This window comes from Selenomonas sp. WCT3, assembly GCA_900100835.1.
Taxonomy (GTDB): domain Bacteria; phylum Bacillota; class Negativicutes; order Selenomonadales; family Selenomonadaceae; genus Selenomonas_A; species Selenomonas_A ruminantium_E.
This window is the reverse complement of sequence record FNCM01000001.1, coordinates 314695-332654: the sequence shown is the minus strand read 5'-3', so window position 1 is coordinate 332654 and position 17960 is coordinate 314695. Positions and strand designations below refer to the sequence as shown.

The 17960-nt window shown below is 50.0% G+C and carries 17 protein-coding genes; 12 read left to right on the top strand and 5 right to left on the bottom strand.

Translation table 11 applies throughout. The features are described 5' to 3' along the window. From BLQ36_RS01640 to thiT, 3 genes are all read right to left on the bottom strand, one after another. Positions 1-258 (bottom strand): helix-turn-helix domain-containing protein (locus BLQ36_RS01640; protein WP_143558646.1); only part of this gene is annotated, 258 nt, incomplete at its 3' end. A gap of 92 nt (positions 259-350) precedes the next feature. After that, positions 351-1526 carry an MFS transporter gene (locus tag BLQ36_RS01635; RefSeq protein ID WP_074513659.1) on the bottom strand — a complete coding sequence of 392 codons (1176 nt, stop codon included), beginning with the start codon at positions 1524-1526 and terminating at the stop codon, positions 351-353. Next, complete coding sequence (gene thiT, locus BLQ36_RS01630) at positions 1526-2128, bottom strand: energy-coupled thiamine transporter ThiT (RefSeq protein ID WP_318260890.1); 603 nt, start codon at positions 2126-2128, stop codon at positions 1526-1528. Before thiT ends, BLQ36_RS01635 begins: the two co-directional genes overlap by 1 nt. A gap of 190 nt (positions 2129-2318) precedes the next feature. Between thiT and BLQ36_RS01625 the strand changes: the two genes are divergently transcribed. Both BLQ36_RS01625 and BLQ36_RS01620 read left to right on the top strand, forming a co-directional pair. Continuing rightward, on the top strand, positions 2319-2882 hold the full coding sequence (locus BLQ36_RS01625; RefSeq protein ID WP_074513657.1) for a flavodoxin family protein: 564 nt from the start codon (positions 2319-2321) through the stop codon (positions 2880-2882). A 346-nt stretch (positions 2883-3228) separates the two neighbouring features. Then, the gene (locus BLQ36_RS01620) at positions 3229-4647 is read left to right on the top strand and encodes a GntP family permease (RefSeq protein WP_074513683.1); all 1419 of its coding nucleotides are present in this window, start codon (positions 3229-3231) and stop codon (positions 4645-4647) included. 112 nt (positions 4648-4759) lie between these two features. On the opposite strand, the gene BLQ36_RS13365 is transcribed toward BLQ36_RS01620, so the two are convergent. Both BLQ36_RS13365 and BLQ36_RS01610 read right to left on the bottom strand, forming a co-directional pair. Continuing rightward, positions 4760-4933, bottom strand: coding sequence for a hypothetical protein (locus BLQ36_RS13365; protein ID WP_180364818.1), 174 nt, complete (start codon positions 4931-4933; stop codon positions 4760-4762). Positions 4934-5198: 265 nt separating this feature from the next. Continuing rightward, entirely contained in the window at positions 5199-6485 is a 1287-nt protein-coding gene (locus tag BLQ36_RS01610; RefSeq protein WP_074513655.1) for an MFS transporter, read from the bottom strand. 456 nt (positions 6486-6941) lie between these two features. Between BLQ36_RS01610 and BLQ36_RS01605 the strand changes: the two genes are divergently transcribed. The 10 genes from BLQ36_RS01605 (at position 6942) to BLQ36_RS01560 (ending at position 17782) form a co-directional block, all read left to right on the top strand. Then, positions 6942-7829, top strand: coding sequence for a LysR family transcriptional regulator (locus BLQ36_RS01605; RefSeq protein ID WP_074513654.1), 888 nt, complete (start codon positions 6942-6944; stop codon positions 7827-7829). A gap of 23 nt (positions 7830-7852) precedes the next feature. Then, positions 7853-8737 (top strand): DMT family transporter, encoded by an 885-nt coding sequence (locus tag BLQ36_RS01600; protein WP_074513653.1) that lies wholly within the window; start codon positions 7853-7855, stop codon positions 8735-8737. A gap of 12 nt (positions 8738-8749) precedes the next feature. Then, positions 8750-9796: an extracellular solute-binding protein gene (locus tag BLQ36_RS01595; RefSeq protein ID WP_074513652.1), complete on the top strand. Its 1047-nt coding sequence runs from the start codon at positions 8750-8752 to the stop codon at positions 9794-9796. An 11-nt stretch (positions 9797-9807) separates the two neighbouring features. Further along, positions 9808-11529 carry a sensor histidine kinase gene (locus tag BLQ36_RS01590; RefSeq protein WP_074513651.1) on the top strand — a complete coding sequence of 574 codons (1722 nt, stop codon included), beginning with the start codon at positions 9808-9810 and terminating at the stop codon, positions 11527-11529. Next, positions 11501-12253, top strand: coding sequence for a response regulator transcription factor (locus tag BLQ36_RS01585; protein ID WP_074513650.1), 753 nt, complete (start codon positions 11501-11503; stop codon positions 12251-12253). The genes BLQ36_RS01590 and BLQ36_RS01585 overlap by 29 nt, the downstream gene beginning before the upstream one ends. 134 nt (positions 12254-12387) lie before the next feature. Continuing rightward, entirely contained in the window at positions 12388-13707 is a 1320-nt protein-coding gene (locus tag BLQ36_RS01580) for a histidine-type phosphatase (RefSeq protein ID WP_081342174.1), read from the top strand. A gap of 381 nt (positions 13708-14088) precedes the next feature. Further along, positions 14089-15231 carry a cell division protein FtsZ gene (gene ftsZ, locus BLQ36_RS01575; protein WP_074513649.1) on the top strand — a complete coding sequence of 381 codons (1143 nt, stop codon included), beginning with the start codon at positions 14089-14091 and terminating at the stop codon, positions 15229-15231. A 132-nt stretch (positions 15232-15363) separates the two neighbouring features. Further along, entirely contained in the window at positions 15364-16140 is a 777-nt protein-coding gene (locus tag BLQ36_RS01570) for a tRNA threonylcarbamoyladenosine dehydratase (RefSeq protein WP_074513681.1), read from the top strand. Continuing rightward, positions 16137-17102 carry an NAD(P)H-dependent glycerol-3-phosphate dehydrogenase gene (locus tag BLQ36_RS01565; RefSeq protein WP_074513648.1) on the top strand — a complete coding sequence of 322 codons (966 nt, stop codon included), beginning with the start codon at positions 16137-16139 and terminating at the stop codon, positions 17100-17102. The genes BLQ36_RS01570 and BLQ36_RS01565 overlap by 4 nt, the downstream gene beginning before the upstream one ends. A 185-nt stretch (positions 17103-17287) precedes the next feature. Further along, entirely contained in the window at positions 17288-17782 is a 495-nt protein-coding gene (locus BLQ36_RS01560) for a CarD family transcriptional regulator (RefSeq protein WP_074513647.1), read from the top strand. Positions 17783-17960: the final 178 nt, after the last annotated feature.

Here is a 17960-nt window from a genome sequence, read left to right as displayed (position 1 = left end):
TATATCCCGCAAACTGCCTTCACCATTCAAATAACTGATAACGGCCCGAGTTTTGAGTTCTGCTGTATAAACACGATTGCGTTCACGCGACAAAAAAGCTGAGGGGCCCTCAGATTCGTACTGATCTATCCAATCGCTAATGGTAGTGATATCTACTTGTAATAATGCTGCTGCTTCACTACGTGTCATTCTACCTGAGAGGCATTTCTGGGTAACTCTGGTTTTCTCTTCTGCTGTTGCTTTTTGCTTATGAGGCATGAAAAACTCCCCCTATGATGACAGTTTTATTTTTTACTGTCTCTCATAAGGGGAGCATATCATACTGGTTTATGCGGTATTTTTTGCTGTTGTTATTTCCCGTTGGATTTTAGTGGGGTGATGAAGGCGATTAGTGCGGAAAGCAGCATGGGAATGGTGGTCAGCAGCAGGGCGGTGAAAAGGCCGATGAAGTCAGCCATCCAAGCAGTTAGTGCGGTGCCGATGCTGCCGAGTCCGAAGGAGAGGCCCATCATCATGCCAGAAGCCATGCCGGCATTGCCGGGCATCAGGCTATGAGCCCATACGATGGAGCTGGGCTGGGGGGCCAGCAGGAAGAACCCTGAGAAGAACAGGGCAATAAGTGCCAGCAGGTTTGTGCCGGCGTGGGTGAAGAAGTAATAGGTTGGCAAAGTGCCCAGCAGCAGGGAGGCGATAATGACCCTTTTGTGGGAAAGATACCTGCCGCCAGTCCAGCCACCAACTAAACCACCTGCCGTGCAGCCCACCAAAAATAAGGTGAGCAGGAGGCCTGAGTTAAGTGAACTGTAGCCGGCATGAATCAACAGCAGGGGCAGAAAGGTGGCTACGGAGGTATGAGTCCAGCAGCGCAGTCCCATGGAAAGATTGAGTTTTATGACGGCGCGGTTGGCAAGCAGGGCAGCAAGTTTTGGTGGTTTGGGGATCGCAGTGCTCTTGGTGGGCCGCGTGGAAATCGTTGACAGTTTGCTGATGGAGAATATCCAGGCCAGAAGCAGGCTGGGCAGGATGAGCCAAGGCAGGGCGGTCAGTGGCTGAGTTTCCGTAAAGGCAACCAGGGCAATGGGGGCAAAGGCAAAACCGAAATTGCCCCCGGCAATATAATAGGACATGGAGCCAGCCAGATTTTTGGCTGCCACCGATTTTTCCACCAAGGTCGAACCCAGCGGGTGGAATAGGGAAACGGAAAGCCCCGTTAGGGCAATCAGCAGGAATAATAGGGCCTTGGACTCGACGAAGCCAATGGTACAAATGCAGGCGGCGCCAAAGGGGAGGACCGGGACCAGAACTTTATGCCAGTTATGGCGGTCCATAAAATAGCCGAAAACCGGCTGCAAGAGATTGCTGGTAATCGACATGACCATGACCAAAAGTCCACTTAGCGTAAGGGAAAGCCCCAGCTTAGGCATGATGATGGGCAGCAGGATGGGGAGAAAATTGCAGTAGAAATCGTTGAGCATATGGCCAGCGCTTAGCAGCAGGGTGTTTATGCGTGGGGTACTGGGAATCATTAAGAGGCCTCCATGGCGGAAACAATCCGCTTGACGGGCAGGAGTTTCAAAATCACACAGCAAATCAAGAATTCTGGCACGAGATAGGTGATGTTAAAGAGAAAGGAATAGAGATAGACCGAGGTGCCAGCTGGGGCATAGGAACCAAAGAAAACAACCCCCGAGAGGAAATGGCAGGCAAAGCGTCCGCAAAAGGCCGCTGTCGTGCCGAGAAATGGATGATGGGGGCTGAGACCCGCCAGTCCCATGGCCATAAAGGGCAGAGGATAGTCGAAGAGAACCTGTACAGGATGCAGGATAAAGGGGTCCTGCAGGAGATTTATCATCCCGTAAAGGAACCCCGTCAGCATGCCCATGCCGGGTCCGAAGCGGTAGGCAATCAGCAGCAACGGCACCATGGAGCCAGCGGTTATGCTGCCCCCTTGGGGCATGTGAAAGAGACGGAGCTGCTGCAGGATGACTGCTAGTGCCAGCATTAAAGCGGAAAAAATAATGGTATGGGTGCTGAGCTCTTCCTGACGGATGCGGATGAACCCGAGTACCAGGGCAAGCAAGCCAATCAGCAGTGCAGTAGCAGCTGGATTTGCAAGTAAATCGTTCAAGGAAAGCACTTCTTTCTATAGAAATCTTAATAAAAATAATCGCTTCAATTGTAACATAATTTACGAAAAGAAACGATACAATTTTACAGGTCGTCACCAAAAGGAAAAGAAGGGGTGTTGTAACAAAACACACGGCTTGGAATTTTGTTTTATGGTAAACTGTTGCTAAGGAACAGGGAGGAGCGTATTTATGACAAAATGGGCTGTGATTTATTCTTCGGTTACTGGCAACACGCGGCAGATTGCTGAGGCGATTGCCCAGCAGGCTGGTGATGCCGATATATTTCGGGTACAGGATGCACCAACAGATGTATCGGGCTATGATGTGGTAGCGCTGGGGTATTGGCTTCGTTTGGGGCAGCCGGATCCGTTGATGCTTAAATATCTGCCTCAGGTAAAAAATGTCCGGGTGTGCTTTTTTCAGACCCATGGAACTGCCCCCACCAGTGAGCATGCGATTACTTCCTTTGCTCGGGCGGGCTACTATTTGGGAGAGGGCTGTGAAATCCTGGGAACCTTTGGCTGCCGGGGGAAAATCAATCCGGCGATGCAGAAGAAACGGGCTCAGGCCGGCCCCGATGACCCTCATGGCGGGGCCAAGAGCATCGAGCGTTGGAAATTAGCCTCGACCCATCCCGATGAACAGGATATTGTCGAGGCGAAGGATTTTGTCCTGCGCATGGAGCACAAGCTGGTCATGAAGGAACGGTTTCTGGCAAAGCAGGCGGCCAAGCGCAAGGATGTCTGCAAATAAGTCAAACGATTGAGGGAAATAGACCATTTTTGCCAAGAAAGTTGGGAATATGGTCTATTTTTTTTGCAGGAAGTTAATATCTGAAAGTTATGATAATTATCTATTTAGTGCAAAAAAGTATATTAATTGCGTTGACAATAAACAACATTAATGTTAATATAAAATGCGTAAACGGAAAAGAAAATAATTGTGAAGATATTCTTACGAAAAGCAGTCGGTTGCGGAATTCAAACGCCGGCTGCTTTTCCTATGAGTAAAAAAATTATTATTTTCAATTATCACCGTTTACGAATTCCTACAAGTTTCTATTATTAAATCCTGTTTTAGAAGGGAGTCTTTGGACTACATGGAGGCATTTTGTATCGCAGTCGCTTTGCTGGGGTTGATGTACTTTGCCTACCGCGGCTGGTCAATCATCTTGATTGCGCCTTTCTTTGCGGGGCTGGCAGCCTTGGCAAGCATGTTTGATATTCTGCCGGTGTACAGTGAGCTGTACATGACGCGACTGGCGGAATACGTCAAAACCTACTACCCGGTATTTTTGTTTGGTGCAGTATTTGCACGATTGATGGAAAAGGGCGGGCTGGCATCAGCAGTAGCCGCTAAGATTGTCGATGTGCTTGGGGAAAAGCGGGCAATACTGGCTGTGCTGATGGGCTGTGGTGCGCTGACTTACGGCGGACTCAGTGTGTTCGTTGTTGCCTTTGTCATGTATCCCTTTGGTGCGGTAGTATTCAAGAAGGCCGATATTCCGAAACGGCTGCTTCCGGCAGCCCTGTGGGTGGGTATCTTTTCCTTTGCCATGGTATCCTTGCCTGGTACGCCGCAAATCCAGAATATTATTCCGTCCTCTTATTTTCAGACCAGTACTTGGGCGGCTCCGGGCATCGGTGTGTTTGCTTCCCTGCTCTTCCTGTTGATTGGCTGGGGCTGGATTGGCCGCCGGGCAAAGCTGCTAAAGGCCCAGGGGGAGGGCTATGGAAACCACGTTACCGAGGGGCGCAAAAAGCGTAATCCGAAAATCCACATTCCCTGGTATTGGGCGTTGTTGCCACTGCTCATGGTCATTGTCATCAACGTGATTCTGTCCAATCCCTTTGGCTGGGAATGGGGCTTCCATTGGAATGAAGAAAGTCTTGAGGCATTCAAGCCCCTTCATTTATCCCTGCTGGCTGCGAAGGTCGGTAAGGTATCGGCAATCTGGTCGATTAGCGTTGCCCTTATCCTGAGCAGCTTTGCGGCTGCCTACATTGGCCGCAAGCGCTTTATGGTTATGGATGGCTTCTTAGCACCCATCAACTACGCGGCCCTTTCTTCGGGAACGGCTGTGTTGAATGTTGCTTCTGGTTACGCCTTTGGCTGCGTCATTACGGCTATGCCGGGATTCCTGCCGGTCACCGATTGGCTCATTGGCATTGCTGATTCCTTTGGTCCGCTGTTGTCGGCGGTTATTACGACGAATATCATGTGTGGCATTACCGGGTCAGCATCCGGTGGCTTGACCATTGCCCTGTCGGCATTGGGAGACCAATGGGCGGCAATGGCAACGGCGGCTGGAATCCCCTTGGAGGTCCTCCACCGCATCGTCGCCATTGCATCGGTGGGGATTGACCCGGTTCCCCATTGTGGTGCCTTGGTCACCTTGCTGGCAATATGCGGCCTTACCCATAATGATTCCTATTACGATATTGCCGTGATTATGGGGCTGAAATTTTTCGTTCCGTTCTTATGTATTCTATTCTATATGTTGACGGGAATATGCTAAAAAACTTAGGCCCGAAACCAATTTGGTTTCGGGCCTAAGTTTTTTTACTGGATTTTGTCAATCGTTCGGAACTGGTGATTGTGAATTGTGTTGAATGCTGTTGATTGTGGACTTATGCATTATCATGGCGATGGTTCCAGATGATTAACATCTCGATGCTGCCGAATAGTAACAGCAGCACGGAAACCAAGCTAAATGCATGGAAAGATTGGGAATGATAAGAATACATGGACAGCGCTAAAATCGTTCCTCCGATTAAGAGCATGGCCAGGATTGTAATTATCATAAGAATCGTCTTCATCGTATTCATGGTATCACCTCGGAAAAGAAGATTTGTGATACCAGCTCCAAAGAAAAAAGGACTAAAATCCTTATTGGGATGATACCAGGTATACGGACCTTTTTAGATACGTAATGGGGTTGTATCCTTAAGGGATGTATTGATTATAGCATAGATAGGTCTTTAGTCGCAAGAGGAAAATTAAATAAAAAATAAGGGAAAAGTTTCGGAAGGTGGTTCCAAAGCTTTTCCCTTGCGGATACTAAGCAGATCAATGCTGCAGCGTGAGCCGCTTTTCGTAAAAATGTTGACGGCGTTGTGCGACTATAGTCTTAGCTTCGCTATCCCGATCCATCTGATGCCGGGTGAAACGATGGTGGCGGCCAAGCAGATAGTAATAAAGTCCGATACCCAGGAGGGCAATGGCGCCAGCGCCGATGTATACGACTTGGAAGCCGAAGTCTGGGACGAAGCTCCCTAAGGTATAAGGACCAACGCCGATGCCCAGGTCGAGCAGGACGAAATAGGTGCTGGTGGCAATGCCCACCTGATGCATGGGGGCGCAATGGACGGCAAGTGCGTGGCAGGAAGCTGTCACGGTTCCATAGCCAAATCCCAGGAATAAGGCGCCAATCAGCAGAGGGATATCCGAAGTTGCCCGGGCGATGATGCTCATGGCGATGGCCATGCAGAGCAGGGACGGATAGATGACGATGTTGCCGCCGTAGTTATCCAGCAGGAAGCCGGTGAGGGGGCGGCTGATAAAGGACGTGGCAGCAAAGCAGAGGAAGAAACAGGTAGCCCCGATGCCCGTGACGCCGATGGCATTGGTATAAGCACCTAAGAAACTCAAAACCGTCGAGTAGCAGACACCACCCATAAAGGCAATGGTGGAAATGCCAAGGGCCTTTATGGAGAAAAAGCGGTCAAAGGAAATATGGCGCAAATCTTCCCGCTCCGAGGGCAAAATGACGCGCTCCGGTGTTTTTAGGAAGAAGGAAAGAAGGAAAATCAAAAACGTTGCGGCAGTACAGATCTCAATGCCAAGGGAAAAAGCACCGGCCTGGGTGATATTCATGGCCAGGAAAGGGCCGATGGCCGATGCCAGCGTAACCCCCAGGGTGAAATAGCCAATGCCGGTACCCATGCGCTTTAATGGAACCAGTGCAGCCACAACGGTGCTGGCAGCGGTGGAGGTGGTTCCAAAGGCAAGGCCGTGAAGGAAACGAACCACCATAAAAGTTCCCAAGGTTGGCGCCAGTTCATAACACAGCACCAACAGGAAGAACATGGAGGTGCCGCCTAAAAACATTTTGCGGCGGCCTACAAAGTCAATAAAGCGCCCCGCAGGAATCCGGGCGAAAAGTGCGCCCACAATAAAGAGGCCAGAGGCAAGACCTGCCATACCGATGGAGGCGTTCCAGGTATGGATGGCATAAGCCGTAGACCAAAGCATCAACAGGAAATGAACGCTGTAAACAAGGAAGTTGATGCCAATATCGAAAACATAATCTTTGCTCCAGAGACGTTCTGGAGCTGCTTCAGAAACAGATGACATGGATAAAGTCTCCTTTCGCACTGCGTGACGGCACCGGAAAGGACGGCAGACGGGGAAGGGCAATGTTTGCAGATAATCTGCCGCATCCGTTGCGTCGACATGAGCTGTGACGCTTAGCTCATGAATGTAATCTCGTGAAATCTGACTGGTCATAGATTCACCTTTCTATCATATATAAACTACAAGTTTCAATCAGTCATTATAGGAGGGGCGGTGAACAATGTCTAATGCATAATAGGCAAAGAAAACCTGCAAATCATGCATATTGACAAGTAATTGTCAAAAAACAAAGCATATATGAGAAAATTTCACCATAACTATGCATAAAAATCATTGAAAATAGCCCTCGTTTCTTGAAAGAGCAGATTCTGCTGGGTATAATATATTTATCTGTATATTATTATGCATATGATGCAAACTTGACCGGTCAATTTTTGGAGGAGAGACGTAACGACAATGGAGTTAACGCAATTAAAATATTTTCAGGCTTTGGCACGTCATAAAAACTTTACCCAGGCGGCCAAATCCATTTTGGTATCGCAATCGGCACTGAGCCGCTCCATTGCCAAATTGGAACAGGAATTGGGGGCGCCCCTGTTAAATCGCCATGGGAAAGAGACCGAACTCACGGCAGCCGGTGAAAAATTTTTGTTTCATGTGGACCGGGTGCTTCGTGAGATGGATGTAGCCCGGCAGGAAATCAAGATGGATAACGGCGGTGAGGGAACGGTCAGCGTGTCCTTCCTTCATTCCTTGGGGGATACCTATTTGCCATTGATTCTAAGCCGGTTCCATGCCCGTTATCCTCAGATTGGCATCAAGCTCAATCAGCAAAATTCGGCGGTGATGTCTGAGGAAATCATGGAGGGGGATACGGATATCTGCCTTTGCTCCATGTTAAATGGTGATGATATTGCCTGGATGTATCTTTGGTCAGAGGAGCTTTTCCTGGTGGTACCGGATTCCCATCCTTTGGCCCAGCGGGAAACCGTTCGGTTAGAGGAAATTGATGGGGAGCCCTTCATTACTTTGAAGACGGAGTACAATCTGCGGCAGCAGGTCAATCAGTTGTTGGATTTGGCTGAAAGTCAGCCCCAGGTTATTTTCGAAGGGGATGAGGTTCACAATTTGATTTCTTTGGTGGCGGCAAAACTGGGGGTCAGTCTGCTGCCACACATTCCCTGCACCGAGCAAATGGGGGTCAGTTACATTCCCGTATCTTTTCCTGCCTGCAAGCGGGCGGTGGGGATTGCCTGGAATACCCGGCGGCCGTTGACACCGGCGGCAATTTGTTTTCAGCAATTTACAATCAATTATTTCCGTGACCATCAGGAAGCGGAGTAAACTATGGGGATTGAGGAGTTATTATGCAATTAAAAGGTTTGTTGCTGCTGCTTATAGCGGCGTTTATCTGGGGAACAACTTTTGTGGCACAGATGGTGGGCATGGAAGATTTGGGGCCCTTTACCTATGCCATGTCGCGTTATTTCCTGGGCTTTTTGTTTTTAATCGGTCTATGGCGGCTGCGTCGGAACCAGCGGGAGCAGGAAAAAAAGCGGGGAACCTATCATCCGGGCTGGCGGGCTGGTTTTGGTGCTGGAGCCATCATGTTTGTGGGAACATCCCTGCAGCAGGTGGCCATGCTCTATACCACTGCTGGTAAGACGGCTTTCATTACGGCGCTGTACATCATTCTGGTTCCCATGGGGGCGGCACTGCTGGGGAAAAAAATCTTTGGTGAAAACTGGGCCGGCGCTGGAATTGCACTGGCTGGCCTTTATTTGCTTTCCATTCACGGCGAATTTTCGTTAAGCTATGGCGATGGCTTGGTTCTCCTCAGTGCACTTTTCTGGGCGGCTCAGATTTTGTTCATCGACCGCTATGCGGAGCGGGTGGATGCTATTGAACTGTCGGTCGCTCAGATTGCAGTTTGCTGGCTGGGCAGCACTTTGGCGGCATTATTGTTCGAGACTATCAGCTGGGGGCCTATTGCTGCTGCCTGGTTTGCTATTTTTTACGGCGGTGTTATGTCAGGCGGTGTAGCCTTTACCTTGCAGATTGTCGGTCAGAAATATGCTGAACCGGGACCGGCGGCCATTGTCATGAGCTTTGAAGCGGTCTTTGGTGCGGTATCGAGCTGGCTTATTCTGGGGGAACTCATGAGCAGTACCCAGATCGCCGGTTGTGCGTTGATGATGGCAGGTGTTTTGGTTACCCAGTCACGGCTGTTGTTTGCCAAACAAAGAAGATAATGAGGTGGGAAGATGAAAAGGGAGAAGTGCTGGCGGTGGGCACTGGTTCTTTTGGTGCTGGTGGCAGGAATCCTGGTCTTGGGCAGTTGGCAGCTGTTGGGCCAAGAGGAAGAACAGGCTGAGGATTTGCCGGAGCTGGTGATTTATTCGCCGCATCCGTTGGAATTTACACAGCCGCTATTGGACGAGTTTGAAAAGGAGGCGGGTGTTCGGGTTCGCTTGATAAATGGTGGTACGGGAAAGCTGTTGCAGCGGGTCAAGGAGGAACAGGAAAATCCCCAGGCGGATATCCTCTGGGGCGGTTCGGTTTCCATGATAAAACCGGATGCTGGCTTGTTTGAAGACTATGAATCGGTCAATGAACCTATGATGCGGCCGGAGTTTAAGAATCGGGAAGGCTCTATGACACGGTTTACTGATGTTCCTAGTGTACTGCTGGTAAATACCGATTTGGCTGGGGATTGGAGTATTGATGGTTACGAAGATTTGTTAAACCCGCGCCTGCGTGGCAAAATCGCCATGGCGGACCCTGCCGTGTCTTCGTCTTCTTATGAACAGCTTATCAATATGCTTTATGCTATGGGGAAGGGAAATCCAGAACGGGGCTGGGATTACGTCGGTTCTCTGGCGGCAAATCTCGATGGCCGGTTATTGGAACGTTCCGCGGATGTCTATGATGGCGTGGCCCGGGGACGTTATGTGGTAGGATGTACCTTTGAGGAAGCGGCGCTCACCTATCAGCGCGCTGGGGCACCCGTGCGGATTGTCTATATGAAGGAGGGCGTCATCAGCGAACCGGATGGGGTCTATATCCTGCGGAATGCCAAACATATGGCGGTGGCAAAGCAGTTCGTGGATTTTATTACGGGACATGGCGCTCAGTCCTTTATTGCCCGGAATCTTCATCGGCGCAGTGTGCGCAAGGATGTGGCGGCGCCGGAAGGTTTGCAGGAGAAGGATAATCTCGTGATGCTTTCCGCAGCTGCTGGCGATACAGGGGAGGTTCGTCAACAGTGGCTGGAACGGTTTCGGCGGATTTTTCATGGTGAGAAGGAATAAGGAGAAGCGCTATGCACCAATTTCAAGATGAATTGCGGCAGGCCCTGTGGAAGTATGCACTTCTCCCGGTGCTGCTCTTAACCGTTGCGGGACTGCTCTTGATGGTGGGCAGTTGGCAGCATTATGTGGTGAAAGACAATGCTCGCCATCGCACCCAGCTGGTCAGCGGCATCGAGACGGTTATGGAAGATGGTGCCCGGCGGGTGGAGCGGATTGGGAACCAGCTGGAGAAGTCTCCTGGGAGTATCGAAAAAATTCAGCGGGATGGGAAAAGACGGGCAGAAATTATGGCCGCGGTGTATCCAGAATTGGATAACACCGATGCTGGTTTGACTTTTTATCTGCTGGACAACCAGGGAAAGGTGGTGGCGGGCAGCCGGCAGCAGCTGCCCCCTGAACTGCAGGATTTATCCGAAGAGTGGGGATTTTTGCAGCGCATGGGAAGGTCACCGGCAGAGATGCAAGCGGAGCTGGCGGGAGGAAGCCCTCGAACCAATCGGTATTTGCTCATGGGAAAGGCCGTGAAGACGGCGGGGCAGGTAGATGGCTTTATCCTGCTGGTGCTGCCAGGGGAGGCTTTGCAGAATCGGTTAATGAGTGGCAAGCAGGATGCTATTTTGCTGGACCAATTTGATAATCTGCTGTTTCCTTGGAGCCAGCAGACGGCGGCGGGGAAAGCTCCTGCTGTTTTTCGGCATAACAAGGCATCCTTGGTCCATTATGACCAGCAGCTTTACTACGCCACGGGACGGGACGTGGGGCATGGCTTCACGGTTTTAGCTGTTACGCCGGTCACCAATCTGCTTTCCCGTTATGTGCTGGGAGCTGCCCTTTTGTTGGCTCTCTTTATCCTGATGGTTCCGATTATCGGCGTCAGTGTCCTGCGGGAAAGCCGGGGAAAAGCAAAATCCATCGACGAACTCGTGGAGGCTTTTGCTGCTGTAAAGACTGGGAATTGGACCCATCCCCTCAATCTGCAGCCGGCAAGCGGCTTGGCGGTGGTGCAGGAAGCTTACGAACACATGACCCGAAGCCTGCAGGAATTGATGAGAAAGAACGAAGAGGAGGCCAAAGCCTCGGTGATTTCAGAAATCCGGCAGTTGGAGTCACAGTTTAATCCGCATTTTTTGTTTAATACCCTGGAGAATATCAAATTCATGGTGAAATTGGACAGTGATGCGGCCATGAGCATGATAAAATCCCTGTCGAAATTGCTGCGGTACAGCATCAATAATACGGTTCGCCGGGTGAAGCTGGCCGATGATTTGGCCTATGTGCGGGGCTATATGGAAATCCAGCAGCGCCGCTTTGGAAACCGGCTGGTTTATCAGGAACAAATCGACCCGCAAAGTCTTTCCTGTGAGATTCCCAAGCTGATTTTCCAACCAGCTTTGGAAAATGCCGTGAAATACGGTGCCGATGCCAAGGGCCGGATTGCTATCTCGCTGCAGGTGGAATTTGGCAGGGATACGCTGCAGATTCGCATCCAGGATAGGGGCCGTGGGATGGATGTGCCCACCATTTCTAGGCTGCAGGCTTTGTTGGATTCAGAGGCAAATGATTCTGTCCATATGGGAGTCTACAATATTCATCGGCGCATCCGGCTGATGTATGGGAAGCCCTATGGTGTACAGGTGAAACAAAGGGAAGGCGGCGGAACCGAGGTGTTACTGGTGCTGCCCATTATCTGGGAGGAAGGAAAACATGCTGAAACTGGTAATCGTGGAAGATGAAGATATCATTCGGCGGGGGCTGATGGAAACGATAGACTGGCAGGCGATGGGGGCTGAAGTGAGCGGCAGTGCGGCCGACGGCGAGGAGGCACTGGCGGTGATAGCTAAAGTGTCCCCGGATGTGGTGCTCACCGATGTGCGAATGCCAGTTATGGATGGCTTGGAACTGGCGCGTCACTTGCAAGAAATTGCCCCGTCCATTCAGGTGATTTTTTTAACCAGTCACGCCGACTTTGAGTACGCCCGGGAGGCCATGCGGCTTCATGTGGATGACTACCTGTTGAAGCCCGTGGATGAAGAGGAATTGGCGGCGGTGCTAAAACGGCTGGCAGAGGAACGGGGCGAAACTTCACTGCCGTTTACCGAAGAACTATCCATGGCCAGGAGAAGTCAGAATCCTTATGTGCGGGTGGTCTTGGCTGTGATTGAAAAGAGCTGGCAGGAGCGTATCAGCCTTGAACCCATTGCGGAAAAGCAGCAGGTATCGGTCAGTTATCTGTCGCGGAAGCTCAAGGAGGAGACGGATAATACCTTTAGCAGTCTGCTGGCCAAATACCGGCTTCAGCAGAGTATTAGCATGCTCAAGGAAGGAACTTGGCGTATCTACGAAGTGGCCGCAGAATGCGGGTTCAGTGACTATAAGAACTTCTGCCAGGTATTCAAGAAATATCTGGGAATGGCGCCTAGTGAGTTTTTGTCCGGGATGGGAAAAGAGCAGGATTAAGGGGGGAGTTCAAAATAAAGGATAAATGTGTATTATTTAGTATTGTTCGCACCGGCAATATTTGTTAGAATGCAGACAGATAAAGAATTCAGCGCTGAAAACTGCCTTTGGGAATTGTATAGGAGGAAGTATTTATGTTGAAACCTTTGACTGCCTTTTGTTGTCTGACCCTTATGGCTGCCGGAACTGTTGTGGCGGCAGCGCCCCATTCCGATGCCTTTGAATCCCAGTACAAGCTGCAGGAAATGGTGGTGCTTAGCCGCCATAATATCCGTTCGCCCCTGAGCGGCAATGGTTCTGCTCTGGCCAATCTGACGCCTCACAGCTGGTTCAATTGGACCTCGGCTCCCAGTGAACTTTCCCTTCGTGGCGGTGAACTGGAGACGATGATGGGCCAGTATTTTCGCAAATACGCAGTGGCAGAAGGGCTGATGCCAGAGAATTACCAGCCGGAAAATGGTGTGGTGCGGTTCTATGCCAACTCCATGCAGCGCACCATTGCGACGGCTCAGTATTTTTCCAGCGGCATGCTGCCGGTGGCCAATGTCAAAATCGAGCATAAATATGCGCCAAGCAAGATGGACCCGGTGTTTAATCCCCAGCTGACTTTTGTCAGTGAGGCTTTCCGCAACCAGGCCATGAAGGAAATCAGTGCTATGGGTGGAAAGGACGGCTTGCAGGGCATTGGCAAGAACATGGACAAACAATACCGTTTGATGGAAAAAGTTTTGGATCTGGCCAAATCTCCCGCTGCCCAAAAAGACGGGATGACAAAATTCCGGGATGACGATTTGAAGATTATTTTGGATGTGAACAAGGAACCGGCCATGAAAGGCTCGTTAAAGCAGGCAAATTCAGCCAGTGATGCCTTTATCCTGCAATATTATGAAGAAAAAGATCCGGTAAAGGCAGCGTTTGGCCACAAGCTCAAGAAAAGTGACTGGGAAACCATAGCCAGTGTCAAGGATATTTATGGGGATGTATTGTTCACGGCGCCGTCAGTGGCTGTAAATGTTGCGCATCCATTGCTGCAGGAGATGAATAAGGAATTATCCATGAAGGACCGTAAATTTACCTTCCTGTGCGGTCATGATTCCAATATTGCCAGCGTGCTGGCTGCCCTCGATGCCGAGCCTTATGAGCTTCCGGACAGCATTGAAAAGAAGACTCCCATTGGCTGCAAGCTGGTGGTTGAAAAGTGGGCTGGCAAAGACGGGGCAAGTTACGCCTCCCTTAACATGGTTTATCAGTCCACCAGCCAATTGCGGGACCGTGAGATGTTAGACCTTAACAATCCACCGAAAATCTATCCGGTGAAGCTCAAGGGATTGGAAGAAAACAAAGATGGCCTGTATCGCCTCCAAGATGTTCAGCAGCGTTTTGAAGAAGCGATTAACGCTTATGACAAGCTGCCCAAGGATACGCCGGCAGCAGCGGAACAGAAAGCGGCCTGAGAATAAGAGAAAGATTGCTACACTTGGCAGTCTTTCTTTTCTTTTTTAGGCATTGAAATTTTGCAGGGACAAGTGTATAATCGGTATAAACGGTAGACCTATTGCTAGATGCGAAGATTAAGCTGGATGCGAAGTTAGGAAGTGTTTGGCGTGAAGCTTGACAGCTTGAAGATTGTTCTGGCTTGTTTAGCGGTATTTCTCTTCAGCTGACTGTGGATAGACAGGTGGAGAGGGGAGGCAGGATTGCTTATCGATAGGCAGTCCTGCCTTCTTTTTTATCGGGAAATAGGTACGATGACTTTTCTTGCGCGATAGGCAGGAATAGCCCCTGATTGTGGAGAATAATTATAAAAGTATGTTGAAATGAGAGGGGAATGTTCCATGACAGCAGATGAAACATCAATCATAAAACCAAAAGTCAAAATTAAAGTCTTTGGCGTCGGTGGCGGCGGCAATAGCGTTCTTATGCGCATGGGACAGCATAACGATTTAGAGATTGAGCTTATTGCCATCAATACGGATGCTAAGCAGCTGCAGTTGGTAGATGAGGCAGGAGTCCGCTGCATTCAAATCGGTGAATCCTTGACGCGTGGACGCGGCACCGGTGGGGATGCAGCCCTGGGAGAAAAAGCGGCCAAGGCCGAGGAAAAGAAAATCAAAGATGCATTAAATGGGGCAGATCTTGTCTTCATCACGGCTGGTATGGGTGGCGGTACCGGTACAGGTGCCGCACCGGTGGTAGCTCGGATGGCAAAGGAAATGGGGCTGCTATCCGTGGGTGTGGTGACGGTGCCCTTCTCCTTTGAAGGCAACCGCAAAAAGCGCACGGCCATGGAAGGCATCGTAAAGATGCAGTCCCAGATGGATGCTTTGATTGCCGTGGAAAACGATAACCTCATGAAACTGCCGGAGAATCGCCGGATGACGTTGGTTTCGGCCTTCGAAGCGGCGGATAAGGTGCTCAAGCAGGCCATCAACTGCGTAGCGGAATTGATTCTTACCACCGGCGTTATCAATGTGGATTTTGCTGATGTTACTACCATCTTCCGCCAGAGTGACAGCAGTGATGCACTGCTGGGAATTGGCAGCAGCAGCCGCAGCGCAATGGATGCGGTAAAGGCCGCCGCCGAAAGTCCCCTCATCGAAAAGGGCCTCAAGGGGGCCCGCGGCGTTATCCTCAATCTTACTGGCGACAGCAGCCTGAGTCTCTACGATGTGGATGAGGCAACCCGCTACATCATGGATAACGCGGATGATGAAGTCAATATCATTTTGGGTACCGTCATCGATAACTCGATGGGCGGCAAAGTTCAGGCGACGATTATCGCTACGGATTTTGTCGACAGTGTCGTGATGAAATCTCCGACGGTAAAGGTTCCGGAGAGCAAAGTGAAAAAGGAGACGTTTTCCCTGGATACACCGGCATTCATGAGCAAGCCAGCAGCGGCAGCCGATGAGAAACCTTCGGGGGCTTTCGCGATTCCGGCATTTCGCTTGACGGTGGATGACAAAGAAAAAAAATAATCAGGAAGAGGAATTGCAGGAGGTATTCCTGCAGTTCCTTTTTTCGTCGTAAGTGAAAAGGCGATTTTGTCTTTGGCAAAATCGGGCTGGTGGCGTTATAATTATAGTGTTTATACGAAGACGAGAAAGGAAATGACAGTGAGCAATTTGGGTAGATTTTCCCGGACGGAACTTTTGCTGGGAGAAGAAGGTATGGAAAAATTGGCGAAAAGCACCGTAGCAATTTTTGGTGTGGGCGGTGTTGGTTCTTTTGTGGCTGAGGGGCTGGCCCGGGCTGGGGTAGGTCATCTGGTACTGATTGACAACGACCTCATCTGTTTGACCAATATCAACCGCCAAATTCATGCCACTTCAAAAACTGTGGGCCAGGCAAAGACGCAGATGATGAAAGAGCGCATCTTGGATATCAATCCCAAGGCCATAGTGGATACCATCGAGGATTTCTATCTGCCGGAAAATGCCGATAAGTTTTTCACCCAGCATTATGATTATGTGGTGGATGCGATTGATACGGTTACGGGGAAAATTAATTTGGTATTGCAGTGCCGGGATCTTAACATCCCCATCATTTGCAGCATGGGGGCTGGCAACAAACTAGACCCTACTAAGTTTGAAGTAACGGATATCTACAAAACCAGTGTGGATCCGATTGCCCGGGTTATGCGCAAGAAAATGAAAGAAAACCGCGTAAAAAAGCTCAAGGTGGTTTATTCGAAAGAGAAACCGCTGGCTGTCAAGCAAAGTGGCTGCGGCAAAAATTGCATCTGTCCGCCGGGCAGTGCCAATAACTGTGATAGGAAACGGGCGGTGCCGGGCAGTATTTCCTTTGTTCCGTCGGTGGTTGGTTTGATTATTGCCGGTGAAGTAGTACGGGATATAACCGGCATCAAAACGGAGGTATCGGCATGAAGGTAACGGTTTTAGGCTGTGGTCGCTGGGGATCATTTCATGCATGGTATGCAGATTTTATCGGCCATGATGTGATGCTTTGGGGGCGTGAGGGCTCCAGGCATTTGCAGGAATTAAGGGAAACGCATAAAAACGAATACCTGGAGCTGCCGGAATCTGTGGTGTTGACGGATGATTTGTCGGCGGCGGTGGATTATGCCGATGTCATCGTGATTTCCATCAGCAGTCAGCAGCTGCGCAGTTTCGGTGCCCAGCTGAAGGCGCTGGGAAATCTGGCAGGCAAGCGCTTTGTCCTTTGCATGAAGGGATTGGAAATCGGCACGGGCAAACGACTGTCGGAGGTTTTTCATGAGTCCGTTGGCACGGAGGTGCCGGTGGCTGTCTGGGTGGGGCCAGGCCATGTGCAGGATTTTATCCAGAAGATTCCCAACTGCATGGTCATTGCTTCGGACAATATGGATTTAACCAAGGAACTGGTGGATTCCTTTTCCAGTTCCCTTATACGCTTCTATTATGGGGAAGACCTGCTGGGAACCGAAATCGGCGCTGCGGCGAAAAATGTCGTGGGCCTGGCGGCAGGCATGCTGGATGGCTTTGGCTACGGCAGCCTCAAAGGGGCTTTAATGGCCCGGGGGACCAGGGAACTGTCCCGGCTCATTGAAAAAATGGGGGGCGATAAGATGACCGTTTATGGGCTCTCTCATCTTGGGGATTACGAAGCGACGCTGTTCTCTCCCCATAGCAACAATCGCCGCTTTGGTGAAGACCTTATCATCGGCAAGCCGTTTGCCAAATTAGCGGAAGGCGTCTATACGGTGGAGGCGTTGATGGAGCTTTCCGAGAAATATCAGGTGGAACTTCCCATTTCGGCAACGGTTTATGAAATTGTCCACCATCATAAGGACCCGAAAGAGCAGCTGACTCAGCTGTTCCTGCGGCAGACCAAATCGGAATTGGCTTGATTTTTTATATTTTTGAAATTAATTTCTTCAATTTATGCTGTTTATGACATACATCCCTTGACGTGGTTATATTAGTATGCTAAAATACAAGATTTACTTTTGAAAAAATCGGTAAATGATGCTATAATATAGTGGCAGGCAGCGCATGAGGCTGTCACGTCATATTGAATATAGGGGGTGTGTGTTTGCTGCAGGTAGGAGACAAGGTAGTCTATCCGATGCATGGCGCCGGAGTGATTGCCGGAATCGAGAATTGTGAAGTTCTGGGTGAAGGAAAATCGTATTATGTTCTACAGATGCCGCTGGGGAATATGAAGGTGATGATTCCAACCGACAATGTGGATAACATTGGGTTGCGTGATGTCATCTCCAGTTCTCAAGTGGATGAGGTTCGGAATGTGCTTGAGGATAAGCCTGAACGGGCCTTGGGAAGCTGGAATAAGCGCTTCCATGAGAATCTTGACCGGATGAAGAGTGGAGATATCTGTGATGTGGCCGCTGTTGCCCGCAATTTAATCTTGCAGGATCAGAGGCGGAAGATTTCCTCCGGGGAACGCCGTCTGTTGGACCTTGCCAAACAAATCCTGGTCAGTGAACTCGTATACGCCTGTCATAAGACTCCGGAGGAAGTCGAAAGTTGGCTGGAAGATATTTTATCCCAGAATCGATACAAGCATTGATTCCCGCCTGGAAAGGGGGCTGTACCTATGGTACGGCCCTCTTTTTTGTATCGCAGGACTTGCTGAAAACCGCTGAGATTGGCATTTGATTAAGAATCGTCAGGATTGGCGTCGTTAGGTTGACAGTACAGGGATAAATTGTCTATACTGATTTTATAGTATCAATAATATAAGTAGG